The 16,649-nt window shown below is 69.5% G+C and carries 17 protein-coding genes; 5 read left to right on the forward strand and 12 right to left on the reverse strand.

The window, feature by feature from the left end; translation table 11 throughout:
* Positions 1–74 precede the first annotated feature (74 nt).
* Positions 75–356: a hypothetical protein gene (locus VIM54_RS07365; protein ID WP_331900171.1), complete on the forward strand. Its 282-nt coding sequence runs from the start codon at positions 75–77 to the stop codon at positions 354–356.
* Between the two features lie 58 nt (positions 357–414).
* On the opposite strand, the gene fgd is transcribed toward VIM54_RS07365, so the two are convergent.
* From fgd to VIM54_RS07390, 5 genes are all read right to left on the reverse strand, one after another.
* Positions 415–1,437 (reverse strand): glucose-6-phosphate dehydrogenase (coenzyme-F420), encoded by a 1,023-nt coding sequence (fgd, locus tag VIM54_RS07370; protein WP_331900172.1) that lies wholly within the window; start codon positions 1,435–1,437, stop codon positions 415–417.
* Between the two features lie 97 nt (positions 1,438–1,534).
* Entirely contained in the window at positions 1,535–2,017 is a 483-nt protein-coding gene (gene coaD, locus VIM54_RS07375) for a pantetheine-phosphate adenylyltransferase (RefSeq protein ID WP_147783926.1), read from the reverse strand.
* Between the two features lie 149 nt (positions 2,018–2,166).
* Positions 2,167–4,332, reverse strand: coding sequence for an ATP-dependent DNA helicase RecG (locus VIM54_RS07380; RefSeq protein WP_331900173.1), 2,166 nt, complete (start codon positions 4,330–4,332; stop codon positions 2,167–2,169).
* A gap of 31 nt (positions 4,333–4,363) precedes the next feature.
* Entirely contained in the window at positions 4,364–4,597 is a 234-nt protein-coding gene (locus tag VIM54_RS07385; protein ID WP_331900175.1) for a hypothetical protein, read from the reverse strand.
* Positions 4,598–4,599: 2 nt separating this feature from the next.
* Positions 4,600–5,724, reverse strand: coding sequence for a magnesium and cobalt transport protein CorA (locus tag VIM54_RS07390; protein ID WP_331900177.1), 1,125 nt, complete (start codon positions 5,722–5,724; stop codon positions 4,600–4,602).
* Positions 5,725–5,969: 245 nt separating this feature from the next.
* Between VIM54_RS07390 and rsmD the strand changes: the two genes are divergently transcribed.
* Positions 5,970–6,536 carry a 16S rRNA (guanine(966)-N(2))-methyltransferase RsmD gene (gene rsmD, locus VIM54_RS07395; protein WP_331900178.1) on the forward strand — a complete coding sequence of 189 codons (567 nt, stop codon included), beginning with the start codon at positions 5,970–5,972 and terminating at the stop codon, positions 6,534–6,536.
* A gap of 208 nt (positions 6,537–6,744) precedes the next feature.
* On the opposite strand, the gene thiL is transcribed toward rsmD, so the two are convergent.
* Positions 6,745–7,731 carry a thiamine-phosphate kinase gene (gene thiL / locus VIM54_RS07400; protein WP_331900179.1) on the reverse strand — a complete coding sequence of 329 codons (987 nt, stop codon included), beginning with the start codon at positions 7,729–7,731 and terminating at the stop codon, positions 6,745–6,747.
* A 57-nt stretch (positions 7,732–7,788) separates the two neighbouring features.
* On the opposite strand from thiL, the gene VIM54_RS07405 reads away from it, so the two are divergent.
* Entirely contained in the window at positions 7,789–8,523 is a 735-nt protein-coding gene (locus VIM54_RS07405; protein ID WP_331900180.1) for an RraA family protein, read from the forward strand.
* A 210-nt stretch (positions 8,524–8,733) separates the two neighbouring features.
* On the forward strand, positions 8,734–9,252 hold the full coding sequence (locus tag VIM54_RS07410) for a DUF3515 family protein (protein ID WP_331900182.1): 519 nt from the start codon (positions 8,734–8,736) through the stop codon (positions 9,250–9,252).
* A gap of 26 nt (positions 9,253–9,278) precedes the next feature.
* Here the strand turns inward: VIM54_RS07410 and VIM54_RS07415 are convergent, their stop codons facing one another.
* The 6 genes from VIM54_RS07415 to VIM54_RS07440 all read right to left on the reverse strand — a co-directional run bounded on the left by VIM54_RS07415 (position 9,279) and on the right by VIM54_RS07440 (position 15,369).
* The gene (locus tag VIM54_RS07415) at positions 9,279–10,313 is read right to left on the reverse strand and encodes an NAD(P)H-dependent glycerol-3-phosphate dehydrogenase (protein ID WP_331900184.1); all 1,035 of its coding nucleotides are present in this window, start codon (positions 10,311–10,313) and stop codon (positions 9,279–9,281) included.
* A gap of 4 nt (positions 10,314–10,317) precedes the next feature.
* Positions 10,318–11,076 carry a lysophospholipid acyltransferase family protein gene (locus VIM54_RS07420; protein ID WP_414673195.1) on the reverse strand — a complete coding sequence of 253 codons (759 nt, stop codon included), beginning with the start codon at positions 11,074–11,076 and terminating at the stop codon, positions 10,318–10,320.
* Between the two features lie 7 nt (positions 11,077–11,083).
* A complete protein-coding gene (gene murA, locus VIM54_RS07425) occupies positions 11,084–12,451 on the reverse strand; it encodes a UDP-N-acetylglucosamine 1-carboxyvinyltransferase (protein WP_331900185.1) in 1,368 nt (455 codons plus the stop codon).
* A complete protein-coding gene (gene leuD / locus VIM54_RS07430) occupies positions 12,452–13,063 on the reverse strand; it encodes a 3-isopropylmalate dehydratase small subunit (RefSeq protein ID WP_331900187.1) in 612 nt (203 codons plus the stop codon). It abuts the gene before it with no gap.
* Positions 13,063–14,523, reverse strand: a complete 1,461-nt coding sequence (leuC, locus tag VIM54_RS07435; RefSeq protein ID WP_331900189.1) for a 3-isopropylmalate dehydratase large subunit — start codon at positions 14,521–14,523, stop codon at positions 13,063–13,065. Before leuC ends, leuD begins: the two co-directional genes overlap by 1 nt.
* A gap of 192 nt (positions 14,524–14,715) precedes the next feature.
* The gene (locus VIM54_RS07440; RefSeq protein ID WP_331900190.1) at positions 14,716–15,369 is read right to left on the reverse strand and encodes an FHA domain-containing protein; all 654 of its coding nucleotides are present in this window, start codon (positions 15,367–15,369) and stop codon (positions 14,716–14,718) included.
* Positions 15,370–15,527: 158 nt separating this feature from the next.
* On the opposite strand from VIM54_RS07440, the gene VIM54_RS07445 reads away from it, so the two are divergent.
* Positions 15,528–16,607 (forward strand): Glu/Leu/Phe/Val dehydrogenase family protein, encoded by a 1,080-nt coding sequence (locus VIM54_RS07445; RefSeq protein ID WP_331900191.1) that lies wholly within the window; start codon positions 15,528–15,530, stop codon positions 16,605–16,607.
* The last annotated feature ends 42 nt before the right edge of the window (positions 16,608–16,649 follow it).

Genomic DNA, 16,649 nt, shown 5'->3' on the forward strand with positions numbered 1-16,649 from the left:
CCCGCCGCATCGGGCGACGGTGAACGCGACCGCGTTCGCCCGCGCCCGCTGCCGCCAGCAGAGGAACAGCACGAATGAATGCCACCGCGTCTCACAACGCCGTGTCGACCAATCCCGGTCGGCACGATCATCCGCCCCAACCCGGGCATCACCGTCAGGAGCGCCCGGTTCGCCGGGTGAGCCTGCTCGACCGGGCAGCGCTGCACCTCGGCGTGGCCCTGATCAAGTGGGGTCGTCGCCCGCTCGACGTCGAGTCGCGCGAGCGGCGTGCCCGCCGCTTCGAGCAGCACGTCGCCCGCCTCGATCGAGAGCGCGCCACCGAACGGTGGCTCGGCCTCAACCTGCCGCGCCGCTGATGAAGCCGGATGCGCCGGAGGCCGCCGTCGGGAATCGCCCCGACGGCGGCCTTCCGCGTTACGCCAGGGCGCGCAGACGCGGCGCTAGGTCCTTCTCGAAGAGGGCGAGGAAGCGCCGCTGGTCCTGGCCCGGGCCGTGGAACACGAGGTGGTTGAAGCCGGCGTCGAGGTAGGTCTTGATCTCCGCGACCACGACCTCGGGGTCGGCGCCCACGATGAAGCGGGAGGCGATCCGCTCGATCGGCAGGGCATCCGCCGCGGCCTCCATCTCGATCGGGTCGGTGATGTCGTGCTTCTGCTCCTTGGAGAGCGCCAGCGGGGCCCAGAACCGGGTGTTCTCCAGCGCCGCCTCGACCGAGGTGTCGTAGGAGAGCTTGATTTCGATCATCCGGTCGATGCCGGCGGAATCCCGGCCGGCCTTGTCCGCACCTTCCTGAACCGCCGGGATGAGTTGCTCCGTATAGAGCTCGATGCCCTTGCCGGAGGTGCAGATGAAGCCGTCGCCGGCCCGCCCGGCGTAGCGGGCAACGACGGGGCCGCCGGCCGCGATATACACCGGCACCGGGAAGTCCGGGCGGTCATAGATGGATGCTCCGTGGGTGGAGTAGTACTCGCCCTGGAAGTCGACCCTGTCCTCTGTCCACAGCTGGCGCATCAGGGCCACCGCCTCGCGCAACCGGGCGAATCGCTCCTTGAACTCCGGCCAGTCCTGCTCGCCCGCACCGCGGAATCCGGTCGCGATCTCGTTCAACGCCTCCCCGGTGCCGACCCCGAGCATGATCCGCCCCGGGTACAGGCATCCCATCGTCGCGAACGCCTGGGCGATCACGGCCGGGTTGTAGCGGAACGTCGGCGTCATCACCGAGGTGCCGATCTGCACCGTCTTCGTCCGTTCGCCGACCGCCGCCATCCAGGCGAGCGAGAACGGCGCATGCCCGCCGGCGTGCCGCCACGGCTGGAAGTGGTCGCTCACCGCGACGCTCTCCATGCCGTGCGCCTCGGCGGCCACCGCGATCTCCACCAGCTCACGCGGGTCGAACTGCTCAGCGGACGCCTTGTAACCGAGTTTGAGGGGAAGCATTCCTCCATCCTGCCACCTGAACATTTGCCGCCGTTTCCGCGGCCGGTCCCGGCCGGAGCGGACCGGGCTGAGGCGGACCGGGCTGAGGCGGACCGGGCTACAGCTTCTGGAGGAAGTCGGCCACCGAGCGCGGCACGTACGGGCTCACGTCGCCTCCGAGCGCCGCGACCTGGCGAACGAGCGAACTCGACACGTGGGCGTGGGCCGGATCCGGCAGCATGAAGATCGTCTCCACCCCGGCGAGGTTGCGGTTGACGATCGCCATGGGCGTCTCGTAGGCCACATCCACCTGTGAACGCACACCCTTCACGAGCACGCTCGCGCCGACGTCGGTGCAGTAGTCGACGAGCAGACCGACGCTCCAGGACGTGACCGTGATGTTCTCCGGCAGGCCGCCCTCGGCGATCGCCCGCTCGATGAGGGCCACGCGCTGGGCCACGGGGAGCAGGGCCGACTTGTCCGGGTTGTGCACGACCAGAACGTGCAGCTGATCGAAGATCCCCGCAGCGCGCTCGATGACATCCAAATGACCGAGGGTCACGGGGTCGAAGGAACCAGGGACGACGGCGATCCTGTTCATGCCTCTGAGACTATCGGCTCGACGTTACGGACTCGTGACCATCGCCTCCCCTTGCGGAGTGAGTCCTGTTGCGGAGTGAGTCCTGTTGCGGAGTGAGTCTCGTTGCGGAGTGAGTCTCGTTGCGGAGGAAGTCCTATTGCAGAGTACGGCTAACTCTTGGCGAGGAAGTCCCGACTTGCCTCGTCGAGGCGGCGATCGAGCGCCGCCCGCAGCGCGGGATGGCCCGCGAGCACCGGGTCGTCGTCGAGCACCACCCTGGCGATCGCGCGGGCCTCGGTGATGAGCTCGCCGTCCCTGGCCACCCGCAGCAGGCGCAGGGACGACCGGCCGCCGGACTGCACGCTGCCGAGCACGTCGCCCTCCTGCCGCAGTTCGAGGTCCTTCTGCGCGAGTTCGAAGCCGTCGAGGGTGGAGGCGACCACCTCGACGCGCTCGCGAGCCATCGTGCCATCCTCGGCATCCGTCACCATGAGGCACAGCCCCGGCACGCCACCGCGACCCACCCGTCCCCGAAGCTGGTGCAGCTGCGAGACGCCGAACCGGTCGGCGTCCAGGATCACCATCGTCGACGCGTTCGGAACGTCGACGCCCACCTCGATCACGGTCGTCGCGACGAGCACGTCGATCTCGCCCCGGGCAAACGCGCGCATGATCGCGTCCTTCTCCTCGCTCGGCAACCGCCCGTGCAGTGCCTCGATGCGGGCGGATGACAGCAGCGGGTTCGCGCGCAGTTCGGCGAGAACATCGGTGACGTTCGCCCGCTTGGCCGGACTCGACTCGAGTTCGTCGTCGGTGTCGTCCACCGTCGTCGAGTCGATCGCCGGGCACACGACGAAACCCTGCCTGCCCTTCGCGAGTTCCTCGGCGAGGCGCTCCCAGACCCGGTTCACCCAGCCTGGCTTGTCGGCGAGCGGCACGACGAAGCTCTGGATCGGCACCCGGCCGGACGGCAGCTCCGCGATCGTCGACACGTCCAGGTCGCCGAAGACCGTCATCGCGACCGTGCGCGGGATGGGCGTGGCGGTGAGCACGAGCACGTGCGGCGGAGTCGCGCCCTTGCGGCGCAGGGCCTCGCGCTGTTCGACGCCGAAGCGGTGCTGCTCGTCGACGACGACGAGTCCGAGGTCGAAGAAGCCGACGCTCTCACTCATCAGGGCGTGCGTGCCGACGACGATGTTCGCCTGGCCGGAGACGGCGGCGAGCATGGCCTTGCGCTTGTCGGCGGCCGGAAGCTGCCCGGTGATGATCGCGGGCCGCAAGGAGGCGGCCAGATCCGGTCCGAGGGTCTTCACGATCGACCGCAGGTGCTGGCCGGCCAACACCTCGGTGGGCGCCAGAAGCGCCGACTGGCCACCGGAATCCGCCACGGCGAGCATCGCCCGCAGCGCCACGAGCGTCTTGCCGGACCCCACCTCGCCCTGCACGAGCCGGTTCATCGGCGCCGTCGCGGCAATGTCGTCGGCAATCTCGGCGCCGACCGTGGTCTGGTCGCCGGTGAGGGTGAAGGCGAGTTGGGCGTCGAATCGCTCCAGGTATCCGCCCGCCTTGGGCACGCGCGGCACGGCGGCCTGCTCGCGCAACGCCTGCCGCTGCTGCAGTAGCGCCGCCTGCAGCACGAACGCCTCCTGGAACCGCAGCGCCTTGCGCGCCGCCCCCCAGTCCGCGTCCTTCTGCGGCCGGTGGATCAGCTCGACCGCCCGGGAATAGCTCATGAGCTTGCGTTCGCCGCGCACCTGCCCCGGCACCGGGTCGGCGAGCGGCGGCAGGGTGTCGAGCACCACGCCGATCGCCTTCTGCAGCTGCCAGGAGGCCACGGTGGCCGTGGCCGGGTAGATCGAGATCGGCAGCTCGGCCCACTTGCGGGCCAGCTCGTCGCCGGCCGCGGTCTCGCCGTCCGCATCCGCCGCCTCGAAGAGTTCGTAGTCGGGGTGCGCGAGCTGCATCGTGCCCCGGTAGTCGCCCACCTTGCCGGCGAAGATCCCGCGCACTCCGGGCCGCAGCTCCCTGGCGCGCCAGGCCTGGTTGAAGAAGGTGAGGGTGAGGGTGCCCTTTCCGTCGCTGATCCGCACCTCGAGGATCGACCCGCGCTTGGCCCGCATCGGCCTCTCCCGGCTCTCGATCACCTCCGCGACGATCGTGACGTTCTCGTCGAGCGGCAGCTCGGTGAGCGCAGTGAGCTCACCGCGCTGCGCGTACCGGCGCGGATAGTGGCTCAGAAGGTCGCCGACCGTCGCGAGCCCGAGGCCCTTCTCGATCGCCGCGGCCGTGCGCCCGCCGAGGGCGGTGCTGAGCTTCGCGTCGAGGGGGGATTCCACCCTCCGAGGGTACCCGCGACTGCCGACCCCGCTAGTACGGGATGGTTCCGAGCCGCGCGATGAGTGTTGCGACGACCTCCGCCACGACCGGCGCCGCGACGGTGATCACGAGCACGGCGACCACGCAGAGTGCAGACACCGCTCCGATCACCACGACAAGCTGCACCGCGAGGGATGCCCGCCGCCGATCCGCGCCGGCGTCCGACGGCGTGAGAAGGTCGTCGAGTTCTGAGCGTTCCGCTTCCGCCGTCTGCACGCCATCCATGGTCACAGCCACCGCCGGTTGCGGAAGATCGCGAACAACCCACCGCTCACCGCCACCATCAGCAGGATCGCGATCGGGTAGGCCAGCGGCCAGGCCAGCTCCGGCATCACGTGAAAGTTCATCCCGTAGATTCCGGTGATGATCGAGGGCGCGAACAGGATGGCGGCCCATGCGGAGATCTTGCGTGCCTCCTCCGCCTGGCGGTTGCTCGCCTCCCCCACCTTCTGCATGTCCTCGTTCTGGCGTTGGGCCACGAGCGTCGCATTCACGGCGAGGATGTCGCGCAGCAGGATGCGGAACTCCTCGATGCGCTCGTTGACGTTCGTCACGTGGTCGGCGACATCCCGCAGGTATTGCTGCAGGTCCTCGCCGATCTTGTACTTCTCGAACCCGTGCGAGATCTGGTCGAGCATGCCGATGAGCGGACGGGCTGCGCGCTCGAAATCGATCACCTCGCGGGACAGCTCGTAGATGCGTCGGGAGACGCTCGGGTCCCCGTCGAACACCTGCGTTTCGATCTCGTCGATGTCGTTGGAGAGGCCGGCGACGACGGGCGCGTAGCCGTCGACCACGGCGTCGAGGATCGCGTATAGCACCGCCTCGGCGCCGCGGGCGAGCAGTTCGGGGGTGCCCTCGAGGCGGCCGCGCACCAGCGAGAGGTCCGGCGACTCGGCGTGCCGCACCGTGATCACGAAGTTCTGGCCGACGAACACGTGGAGCTCGCCGAACTCCACCTCCTCCTTCGCGTCGAGGTAACGGGCGGCGCGCAACACCACGAACAGCGTCGACCCGTAGCGCTCGATCTTCGGCCGCTGGTGGGCGACGATCGCGTCTTCGACGGCGAGCTCGTGCAGGCCGAACTGGTCGGCGAGCGAGGTGATCTCCTCCGTGGTCGGGCGGTAGAGCCCGATCCACGCCATCGAGCCAGGGCGCGCCTCAAGCGCCGCGAACGTGTCGTCGAGGGAGTCGAGGGTCGCGACGCGGCATCCGTCTTCGTAGATCGCGTTGTTGACCAGGCTCGGCCGAAGCGGAGTGGTGACCTCGGGGGTCTCTTGGACGACGCTCGGCGGCAGTTGACGAGTGCGAAACGTCATGACGCGGAACGGCTTGCGAAAATCGGGAGCCATGCCTCCCACGGTAATCCCGCACGGTTAACAATTGGCAGAGCCGCGTGCAGGTTTCCCGCCTCACGCGCGTTTCTTCGCCTAACTCGCGTTTCTCCGGAGGTTTCGCGATCCGCCGGATGCTGCGGCCCGCGCTTTCGGGCCTCGCGCCGGCCGCAACGCTGCTCCGATCCACGAACCTCCGGAGAAACGCGGGCTCGAGGGTCCGGGGCCGGGGACAGCACGGCCGCCGGTAGGCTCGTTGCGCCATGACACGCATCATCGCCGGGTTCGCCGGTTCCCTGACCCTCGCGACGCCGGGCTCCGGCACCCGCCCCACCAGCGACCGGGTTCGCGAGGCGATCTTCTCGGCCCTCGACGCCCGGGACGTCATCGCCGGAGCCCGCGTGCTCGACCTCTACGCCGGCTCGGGCGCGCTCGGCCTCGAGGCCGCGAGCCGGGGCGCTGCGCACGTGACCCTCGTCGACCGCGTCGCCGCCGCCACCACCGTGTGCCGCAAGAACGCCGCCGTCGTGCTGAGCCGGGCCCCGAAGGGCAATGATCTGCGTGTCGTCGTGTCTGGACAGGCCGCCCAGGCCTTCCTCGACTCGACCCTCGACGAGTGGGATCTCGCCTTCCTGGATCCGCCGTACGAACTCGACGAAGCCGAACTCGCGCAGAGCCTCGAGTCCCTGTCCCGGCGCCTCGCCGCGGACGCCGTCGTCATGGTCGAACGCAGCAGCCGGTCCCCGGAACCCGGGTGGCCATCCGGAATCGAGCTCGACCGCCGCAAGGACTACGGCGACACGACGCTCTGGTGGGCCCGAGCCGTCTGACGCCCCGCGGCTCGGCGCGGCGCGGCTCGGCGCGGTGCGGCTCGGCGCAGCTCGGTTCGGCTCGAGTCGCGGCGGCACGACGCCCTCCGCGGCGTCAGGCGGCGACAGGCGGCGACAGGCGGCGGCCGGCGGCGGCCGGAACCCGAGCCGCGCCACGCCTTGCCGCGCAACATGGGCCGAACGAACGCGGGCGAGCTGGCCAATACCGCTACCCGGCGGACCCACTCCAGTCGCGGTACGGGTCCCAGCCGACCGAATCGTGGGGCGCCCCGTCCACGGTGAGTCCCTCCCCGGCCACGCAGACTCCGATGCGGCGGAACGGCGCGGGCAACGGCGTCCCGGCGGGGAACGTTGCGAGCAGCGAGTGGTCCTCGCCGCCGCCGAGCGCCAGGGCCGGGTCGGCGCCACTAGCGCCGAGCGAGGCAAGTTCGAAGTCGATTCCCAGCCCGCTCGCCCGCGCGAGCCGGGCCGAGTCGATGGCGAGCCCGTCGCTCAGGTCGAGCATCGCGGTCGCCCCGGCGAACGCGGCGACCCGCCCCGCGGAAATCGGCGGCGTCGGCGCGAGCTGCGGCGCGGTGCGCAGGCGCAGGGCGGCCGCGAGCCGGGCATCCGGATGTCCGAGCGGGTCGACCGCCTCTGTGAAGAGGAGCGAGAGGGCGGCGGCGGCCTCGCCGAGCACACCGGCCACCGCGACGATGTCGCCCACCCGCGCTCCGGAGCGCAGCACGGGCGGGCGGCCCTCGAGGTCACCGAAAGCGGTGACGGCGATCGTGAGCGTCGGCGATACGGAGAGGTCGCCCCCGACCACGCCGCAGCCGGGCGCGAGCGCGGCGCACGCGTCCCGCAGCCCGTCCGCGATGCCTTCGAGCAGAGTGACTGGCGAGTCGGCCGGGGCGGCGATCGCCACCACCAGCGCGGTCGGCACGGCGCCCATCGCGGCGATGTCCGAGAGGTTGGATGCCGCGGCCTTCCAGCCGAGATCGTGCGGCGTCGACCAGGCGAGACGAAAGTCCGGACCGTGGATCATCATGTCCGTCGTCACCACGAAGCGGCCGTCCGGCGCGGATACCACCGCCGCGTCGTCGCCCGGCCCGAGAAGGCCGGCCGCCGAGTCGGGCAGTCGGGGAAAGATCCGGAGCAGCGCCGCGCTCTCCCCGATGCTGGCGAGGCTGTCGTGGTCGCGCGGGGAAGGCATGCCTCAAACGCTACCGTTATGTGCAACGGCCTCGGGCCGAGCGAGGAAACGACACCCATGGACAACGACACCCTGGCGCGCAGGTTCGGGGAACTCGCGGCCGCCCACCTCGCCGACGGCTGCGTTCGCGCCGGGCTCGCCGTGCGGTGCGCACCGACCGGCCTCGTCGCGCGGTGCGCGCCGACCGGCCTCGTCGCGCTGGCGTCCGGCATGCGCCTTGCGGGCCGGGTTATTCCGGTGCGGCATGTCGGCAGTGTCGACGTCTTCCTCGAGGCCTTCGAGTCGTGCGCGCCGGGCGACGTGCTCGTGGTCGACAACGGCGGGCGGCTCGACGAGAGCTGCGTGGGCGACCTGGTGGCCCTCGAGGCCGCGGCCGCCGGACTGGGCGGCATCGCGGTGTGGGGACTCCACCGCGACACCGTCGACATCCTCGCCATCGGCCTGCTGCTGTTCAGCCTCGGCGCCATCCCGACCGGGCCGTTGAGTGTCGGCGACCGGGCGCCAGACGCGTTGGATGCCGCAACGGTCGGCGAGTGGACCGTGGGTCGCGGCGACCTCGTCTTCGGAGACGAAGACGGCGTGCTGTTCGTCGCGGCCGCAGAGGCCGAGCAGGTCTTCGCCCTCGCCGAGTCGATCAGGGACACCGAGCGGCTGCAGGCGGAGCGCATCCGGTCCGGGGTCTCGCTGCGCAGCCAGGTGCGCTTCGACGACTTCCTCGCCAGCCGGGAGCGCACTCCCGGGCTGAGCTTCCGCGACCACCTCCGCACCGTCGGAGGCGAGATCGAGGTGTGACCAGATCCGCCGCGAACCAACGTTTCTCCGGAGGTTTGCGAGTCGCGGGGCAGGCGCGAGCGCGCGTTGCCCGCGAGTCCGGGCCTCAGCATCCGGATGTCCGCGAAACCTCCGGAGAAACGCGGGCGGGCAGAGAAACGCGGATGTGCGCACGGGGCACCCGTCGTCGAGCGCAGGTTGCCCCCGGCGCGAAACGGTAGCCTGAAAGCGATGAACTCGAAGCTCAGGGCCGGCGCCCTCGCCGCGCTCGCACCGCTCTTTCTCCTGGCCGTCGTCGCGTGCACCCCCACGGTGCCGCTCACCCCCGCCGCCGACGCCACGAACCCCGATTGCGCCGAGGTGATCGTGCGCCTGCCGCACTCCCTCGCGGACGAGACCATCCGCCAGACCAACGCCCAGGCGACGAGCGCGTGGGGCAACCCGGCCGCCATCCTGCTGCGCTGCGGCGTGACGCCTCCCGGGCCCACCAAGGACGCGTGCCACACGGTCAGCGGCATCGACTGGCTGCGCGACAGCTCGAAGGCGCCCGTCTACGTGTTCACGACCTTCGGGCGCACCCCGGCAATCGAAGTGATCGTCGACTCCCGCCTCACCAATGGGCAGGGCACCCAGTACCTCGACGAACTGGCCAACGCCGTCGGCTCGATCAAGCAGACGTCGAAGTGCCTCAGCCGCGACGACGTGCTCGGAACGAACACCCCGACCCCGACGCCGAGCCCCACCGGCTAGGCCGGGAGCCCATTCCGCGGCGCCCGTTACTCGACGAGGATCGCCGGCTTGTCGGTGTCGGTGGTGAGGTGCGGCGCGATGTCGCGGGGGTTCATCGTGCCGGCGAGCACGCCGGCCACCTGAAGCACGATCGGCATGTCCACGCCCTTCGCCGCCGCGAGCTCGAGGATGGGGGCCACCGACGACAGCCCCTCCGCCGTCTGGTTCATCTGGGCCACGACATCCGTGAAGCTGTAGCCCTGGCCGAGGAGTCGGCCAGCCGTGTTGTTGCGGGAGAGCGGGGACTCGCAGGTGGCGATGAGGTCGCCGAGCCCGGCGAGACCGGAGAGCGTCTGCGCGAGGCCACCGTAGGCCACCGCGAAGTCGGTCATCTCCACGAGCCCGCGGGTGATGATCGACGCCTTCGTGTTCTCGCCGTAGCCGACGCCGTCGACGATGCCGATCGCCACGGCGATCAGGTTCTTCAGCACACCGCCGAACTCGGTGCCGATCACATCGGTGTTGACGAAGGACCGGAAGTACGGATTGGTGGCCAGCTCGGCCACCATCGTCGCGGTCTCGAGGCTCGTCGACGCGACCACGGCGGCTGTCGGCTGTTCCTTCGCGATCTCCAGCGCGAGGTTGGGGCCGGATGCCACGGCGATGCGGCTCTCATCGATCTGCAGCTCCTGTTGGATCACCTCGCTCATCCGGAACCGGGTGCCCTTCTCGACGCCCTTCATGAGGCTCACGACGATGGCGTTGGCGGGGATCACGTCGCGGATGATCCGCAGGTTCTCCCGCAGGGACTGGCTGGGGATCGAGACGAAGACGATCTCGGCGCCGTCCATCACCTCGGGGATTCGGGGGCTCGACCAGAGGTTGCGGGGCAGGTTGATGCCGGGCAGGTAGTCGCTGTTGCGCTTCGACTGGGAGATCTCGCGCGCGAGCTCGGCTCGGCGTGCCCACAGGGCGACGTCGGCTCCGCCGTCGGCGAGCACCTTCGCGAAGGTGGTGCCCCAGCTGCCGGCGCCGAGCACGGCGACCCTGCGCGCGCCGGGCGCCGTGATACGGATGGGCATGGTGTTACTCAAATCGACCGGTCTCACTCTGTCTATGCTTCGTCGGATCCCACGGTTCAGCGGGGGCTGGCTCGCCGCGAAGGTCGACGAGCAGGGAGGTGATGGCGGCCATGAGCACGGCGGTCGCCTCGTGAAGGGTGCTCGGATCGAGTCCGCGGCCCGCGAAGGCCGACAGGTCCACGGGGTCGCCGATCTTCACCGTGATGGTCTTGCGCGGGAACAGGCTGATCTTCTTACCGTAGCGCGGCATCACGAACTGGGTGCCCCAGTGCGCCACCGGGATGAGCGGCACGCCGGCCGCGAGCGCCATCCGCACCGCGCCCGTCTTGCCGCGCATCGGCCACAGGCGCGGGTCTCTCGTGAGGGATCCCTCCGGATAGATCACCACGGCGAGGCCGTCACGCACGAGCTTGTTCGCCGAGGCGATGGGGTCGCTGCCGCGCGAGACGCCAGACCTCTCGACCGGGATCTGGCCCGAGGTGCGCAGGAACCAGCCGAGCACGGGGACCGTGAAGAGGGATGCCTTGGTCAGGTACCGCGGGGCGCGCCCGAGCTTGTACATCACGCGCCCGATCACGACGGGGTCGATCTCGCTGTAGTGATTGGGCGCGAAGACGAACGCGCCGTGCTTCGGCAGCTTGTCGCCGTCGATGATCACGTAGCGGGCGAGAAACTCCATCGGCGGAATCAACAGCAGCGCCAGAAGGCGGAAGATCGGGATCTTCTCTGACCTCTGGTGTTCTGGCGTGTTCTCTCGCGGCACTGCCGAGTTATCCCTCGAAGACAAAGTCGGCCCCGAGCACCTCGAGCTTGTCGATGAAGTGCTCATAGCCGCGACTGATGATGCCCACGTTGCTGACGGTCGACACACCATCGGCGCTGAGCGCCGCGATGAGGTAGCTGAACCCGCCGCGCAGGTCGGGCACGCGCACGTTCGCTCCGTGCAGCTTCGTCGGCCCGGTGATCACGGCCGCCTGCTCGAAGTCGCGCCTGGCGACCCTCCGAGGGTGGTCGGGCAGGCCCTCCTTGTGCACGACGATGTTCGCGCCCATCTCGTTGAGAGCATCCGTGAACCCGAAACGGTCCTCGTACACGGTCTCGTGCACATAGGAGACGCCCGTCGCCTGGGTGAGGGCGACGATGAGCGGCTGCTGCCAGTCGGTCATGAAGCCGGGATGCACGTCGGTCTCGATCGTCACCGGCTTGAGGTCGCCCTCCGGACGGTAGAAGCGGATGCCGTCGTCTTCCACGTCGAACGCGCCGCCCACCTTGCGGAAGACGTTGAGGAAGGTCATCATCTCCACCTGGCGAGCCCCCTCGACGAAGATGTCGCCCTTGGTCGCGAGCGCGGCCGATGCCCAGCTCGCGACCTCGTTGCGGTCGAAGAGCGCCGTGTGCTTGTAGCCGACGAGGCGGTCGACGCCCTCGATCAGGATCACCCGGTTGGGCTCCACCGAGATGATGGCGCCCATTTTCTGCAGGATGGCGATGAGATCCATGATCTCCGGCTCGATCGCCGCGTTCTTCAGCTCCGTCGTGCCCGTGGCTCGCACGGCGGTGAGCAGAACCTGCTCGGTCGCGCCGACGCTCGGGTACGGCAGCGTGATGTTGGCGCCCTTGAGACCGTCGGGGGCGGTGATGTAGATGCCCTCGAAGCTCTTGTCGACCACGGCGCCGAACGCGCGCAGCGCGTCGAGATGGAAGTCGATCGGACGGTCGCCGATGCGGCAGCCGCCGAGGTCCGGGATGCGCGCCTCGCCGAGGCGGTGAAGCAGCGGGCCACAGAACAGGATCGGGATGCGGCTCGAGCCGGCATGCGCGTCGATCTCCGCGAAGTGGGCGCGTTCCACATTGCTCGTGTCGAATCGCAGCTCGCCGGGCACGGTGCTCGTCACGACGACGCCGTACACCTCGAGCAGGCCGCGCACGACCTCGACATCGCTGATGTCCGGCACGTCGCGCAGCACGCTCGGCGTCTCACCGAGCAGGGCAGCGACCATGGCCTTCGTCGCGAGGTTTTTCGCTCCCCGCACGCGGATGCGACCCTTGAGAGGATTCCCTCCGGTAATCACGATCTGATCGGACTTCAATCCCACTCGTTCGCCAGCCTTCTGGGCATCCTTCACAAGGGAGTTCACTCAATCACCTACTGCCTGTTGTACGGGTATGGTGCGCGGCCGCCAGGTCTCCCTGGCGAGTTCGAACCGTGTGATCTGCGCCTCATCGCGCAGCGTAAGGCCTATGTCATCAAGGCCTTCTAGGAGCCGCCACCTAGTGTAATCATCGATTACGAAAGGAGCGGTCATCTCGCCGATCGTGACCGTCTTGGACACGAGGTCCACCGACGCCTCGATCCCCGGCTGGGCCTCGATTGCCGCCCAGATCTTTTCGACGTCCTCTTCGCTGATCTCGCCGGCGAGGAGGCCCTGCTTTCCCGCGTTTCCGCGGAAGATGTCGCCGAATCTCGGGCTGAGCACGGCGTGGAAGCCGTAGTCGCGCAGCGCCCACACGGCGTGCTCCCGGCTCGACCCGGTGCCGAAGTCCGGGCCGGCGATCAGCACCCGGGCGTCGGCGAATTCCGGCCGGTTCAGCACGAAGTCCGGATCCTGGCGCCACGCGTAGAAGAGCGCGTCGTCGAAGCCGGTCTTCGTCACTCGCTTGAGGAAGACGGCGGGGATGATCTGGTCGGTGTCGACGTTCGCGCGTTCGAGCGGCACGGCGACGCCGGTGACCACGGAGACCTTGTCCATCAGGCGTTCACCCCTTCCGAAGTGGAGTTCGCCGTGACACCGAGGTCCCACGGGCTGGAGAGAGTGCCGCGGATCGCGGTCGCCGCAGCGACGAGCGGCGAGACGAGGTGGGTGCGGCCCCCCTTGCCCTGACGCCCTTCGAAGTTGCGGTTGGAGGTGGATGCGCAGCGCTCGCCCGGCGCGAGCTGGTCGGGGTTCATCCCGAGGCACATCGAGCAGCCGGCGAACCGCCACTCCGCCCCGAAGTCCTTCACGATCTGGTCGATGCCCTCGGCCTCGGCCTCGATTCGCACCCGGGCGCTGCCCGGCACGACCATGACGCGCACGCCATCCGCCTTCTTCTGCCCCTTGATCACCGAGGCGAAGGCGCGCAGATCTTCGATGCGACTGTTGGTGCAGGAGCCCATGAACACGGCGTCCACCTGGATCTCCTTGAGCGGGGTGCCCGCCGCGAGGTCCATGTATTCGAGAGCGCGCTCGGCCGACGACCGTTCGTTCGGGTCGGCGATGGCCGAGGGGTCTGGCACGTTCCCGCTGAGCGACGCGCCCTGCCCGGGATTGGTGCCCCAGGTGACGAACGGTTCGAGTTCGTTCGCGTCGAGGAACACCTCGGCGTCGAACACGGCGTCGGCGTCGGTGCCGAGGGTGCTCCAGTAGGCCACCGCGGCATCCCAGTCCTCGCCCTTAGGCGCGTGCGCCCGGCCCGTGAGGTAGTCGTAGGTCACCTGGTCCGGCGCGATCATCCCGGCCCGCGCCCCCGCCTCGATCGACATGTTGCAGACCGTCATCCGGCCCTCCATGGAGAGCGAGCGGATGGCGCTGCCGCGGAACTCGAGCACGTAGCCCTGACCGCCGCCGGTGCCGATCTGCGCGATCACGGCGAGGATGATGTCCTTCGCGGTCACGCCGGGGCGCAACCGGCCCTCGACGGTGATCGCCATGGTCTTGAAGGGGGTGAGCGGCAGGGTCTGGGTGGCGAGCACGTGCTCGACCTCGCTCGTGCCGATGCCGAACGCCATCGCACCGAACGCCCCGTGCGTTGAGGTATGCGAGTCGCCGCAGACCACGGTGATGCCCGGCATCGTGAGGCCGAGCTGCGGGCCGACGACGTGCACGATGCCCTGCTCGATGTCGCCGAGCGGGTGCAACCGCACGCCGAATTCCGCACAGTTGTTGCGCAGCGTCTGGATCTGGGTGCGGCTCGTGAGGTCGGCGATCGGCTTGTCGATGTCGAGAGTCGGGGTGTTGTGGTCTTCCGTCGCGATCGTCAGGTCCGGGCGGCGAACCGGCCGGCCGGCGAGGCGAAGGCCGTCGAAGGCCTGCGGGCTCGTGACCTCGTGCACGAGGTGCAGGTCGATGTAGATGAGGTCGGGGCTGCCCGCTTCGCCCTTGACGACGAGATGGTCGTCCCAGACTTTCTCGGCCAGTGTGCGGGGTGCTGCCGGGGATACGTGGTTCATTTGTCGTGCGCTCTCCTTCTACCAAACGGTGGGCAGCCAGCGGCGCTTACGCCAGCGCCAGACCCCGCGACGCCACACTCCGCGACGAGGGGGAGGCCTGAAAGCTAGGACCCGTCGCGGCCACGAAGGAGAAGCAGACCGAACAACATCCAAACAGGCTAACACCGATTCTGGGGAGTTGAGGAGGAGGCGTCACGCGCCGCGCTGCACCCGGATCACGTAGTCGCCGAGCTCGAGATCGGCTCCCGGCGGCAGGAGAGTCCTCGAGCCGGGGACCATTTCCACCTCGGCGCCGCCCGGTTCGGTGATGAACACCCCGTTGGTGGACTGCAGGTCGTGCGCCCACAGGCCGGCCTCGTCGATCTCGAGCAAGGCGTGAGTTTTGGACACGGTCCTGGCCGGGTCGACCACCGCGAGGAGCTCGGCGGTCGGGCGCTCCGGGGTGCGGGATGGGTCACGCCCGATGAACACCGCGGAGTCGATGGTGACGGTCGCGCCGCCCGGCAGCCGGAGGAGCCAGCCGGCGCTCGGGGCATCCGGGAGGATCGTCTCCTCGACCGGCGCCGGAGCCCGGGAGGGCCACGCCGTCTGGGCTGGCTTGACAGGAGGCATTCCGGGCGCCGCCGGGAAGAACACGATGTCGTCGGTGGACTGCTCCACCGCTCGGGTGGGTCGTTGCGCCTCGATCCGGAAGGTCGCCGAGTCGACGATGCCCGGCGGAAGGCTGATGAAGTCGTCCGGATTCGCCGGCGGGGGCTCGGCCGGCCCGGGCTTCTCGCGCGCGGACTCCGGCACGATCCCGGGAGGGGGAACGATCAGAAAGGGGTTCGTTTCGCCGGTCGCCATGGTGCTCTCCTCCCCCGCGATGCCTAGGCGAGCAATGCTAACGCACGAGAGTTTCGTCCCCTCGGCCACGACGGTCGAATCGGCATAGGCTGGGCTCTGTCGCGCACCACAATCGCGCGTCGCCCGCAGCCCACAAGGCCACACCTAGGAGAACCCTCTTGACGCTCACGCAACCATCGCCGTCGCTGGATGCCCTCGCCGCCATCCCGTTCACCCACGAACGAGTGCTCATCACCACCGGACCGCGTTCCGGCCTCATCATGAGCGTCGCCGTTCACTCCACCCGACTGGGCCAGGCCCTCGGCGGAGCGCGGGTGTGGCAGTACGACAACTGGACGGATGCCGTCGCGGATTCGCTGCGACTCTCCGCCACCATGACCCTCAAGAACGCCGCAGCCGGTCTCAACCGCGGCGGCGGCAAGTCCGTGATCTACCTCCCGGTGGGCACGGTGCTCACCGAGGAGCAGAAGCGCGATGCGATGCTCGACCTCGGCGACGCGATCGAGAGCCTCGGCGGCGCATACATGACCGCCGAAGACGTGGGCACGAGCGCCGAACTCATGGCGATCGTCGCCGAGCGCACCGAGCACGTGTGCGGACTGCCGGCCGACCAGGGCGGCGTCGGCGAACCCGCGGATGCCACGGCCGCCGGCGTCTACGCGAGCATCGTCGCGACGGTCGAAGCGCTGTTCGGCAGCCGCGAGATCGCCGGGCGCCACATGGTGATCTCCGGCCTCGGCCAGGTCGGCGGCCGCCTCGCCACCGCGCTCTCCAAGGCCGGCGCGAAACTCACCGTCACCGACGTGAATCTCGCCAAGCAGGACTTCGCCCGCGAGATCGGGGCCTCCTGGGTGGACGTCGCGGACGCGCTGCGCGTGCACGCGGACCTGCTCGTGCCGTGCGGACTCGGCGGGGTACTCACCTCGAGCGTGATCAGCGAACTCAACGTGCTCGGCGTCGTCGGCGCGGCAAACAACCAGCTCGCCCGGCGCGAGGGCGCGTCCGAGCTCGCGGCCCGCGGCATCCTCTGGGCCCCCGACTTCGTCGTGAACGCGGGAGGCGTGGTCTATCTCGCCTTCGCCTCGGAGCCGAACGCCGACCTCGCCGCCATCTCGGCGCGGGTCGACGCGATCGGGGACACCGTCGCGACGATCTTCTCCGACGCGCGCGACCAGGGCATCACGACGCTGGAGGCCGCCGAGAGGCTCGCCATGGCGCGCCTCGACGCCGGTCGGTAGGCCACGCGCGGCGCGTGCGGCGCACACGGTACCGGCTGATCC

The organism is Lacisediminihabitans sp., assembly GCF_036569425.1.
Lineage (GTDB): Bacteria > Actinomycetota > Actinomycetes > Actinomycetales > Microbacteriaceae > Lacisediminihabitans.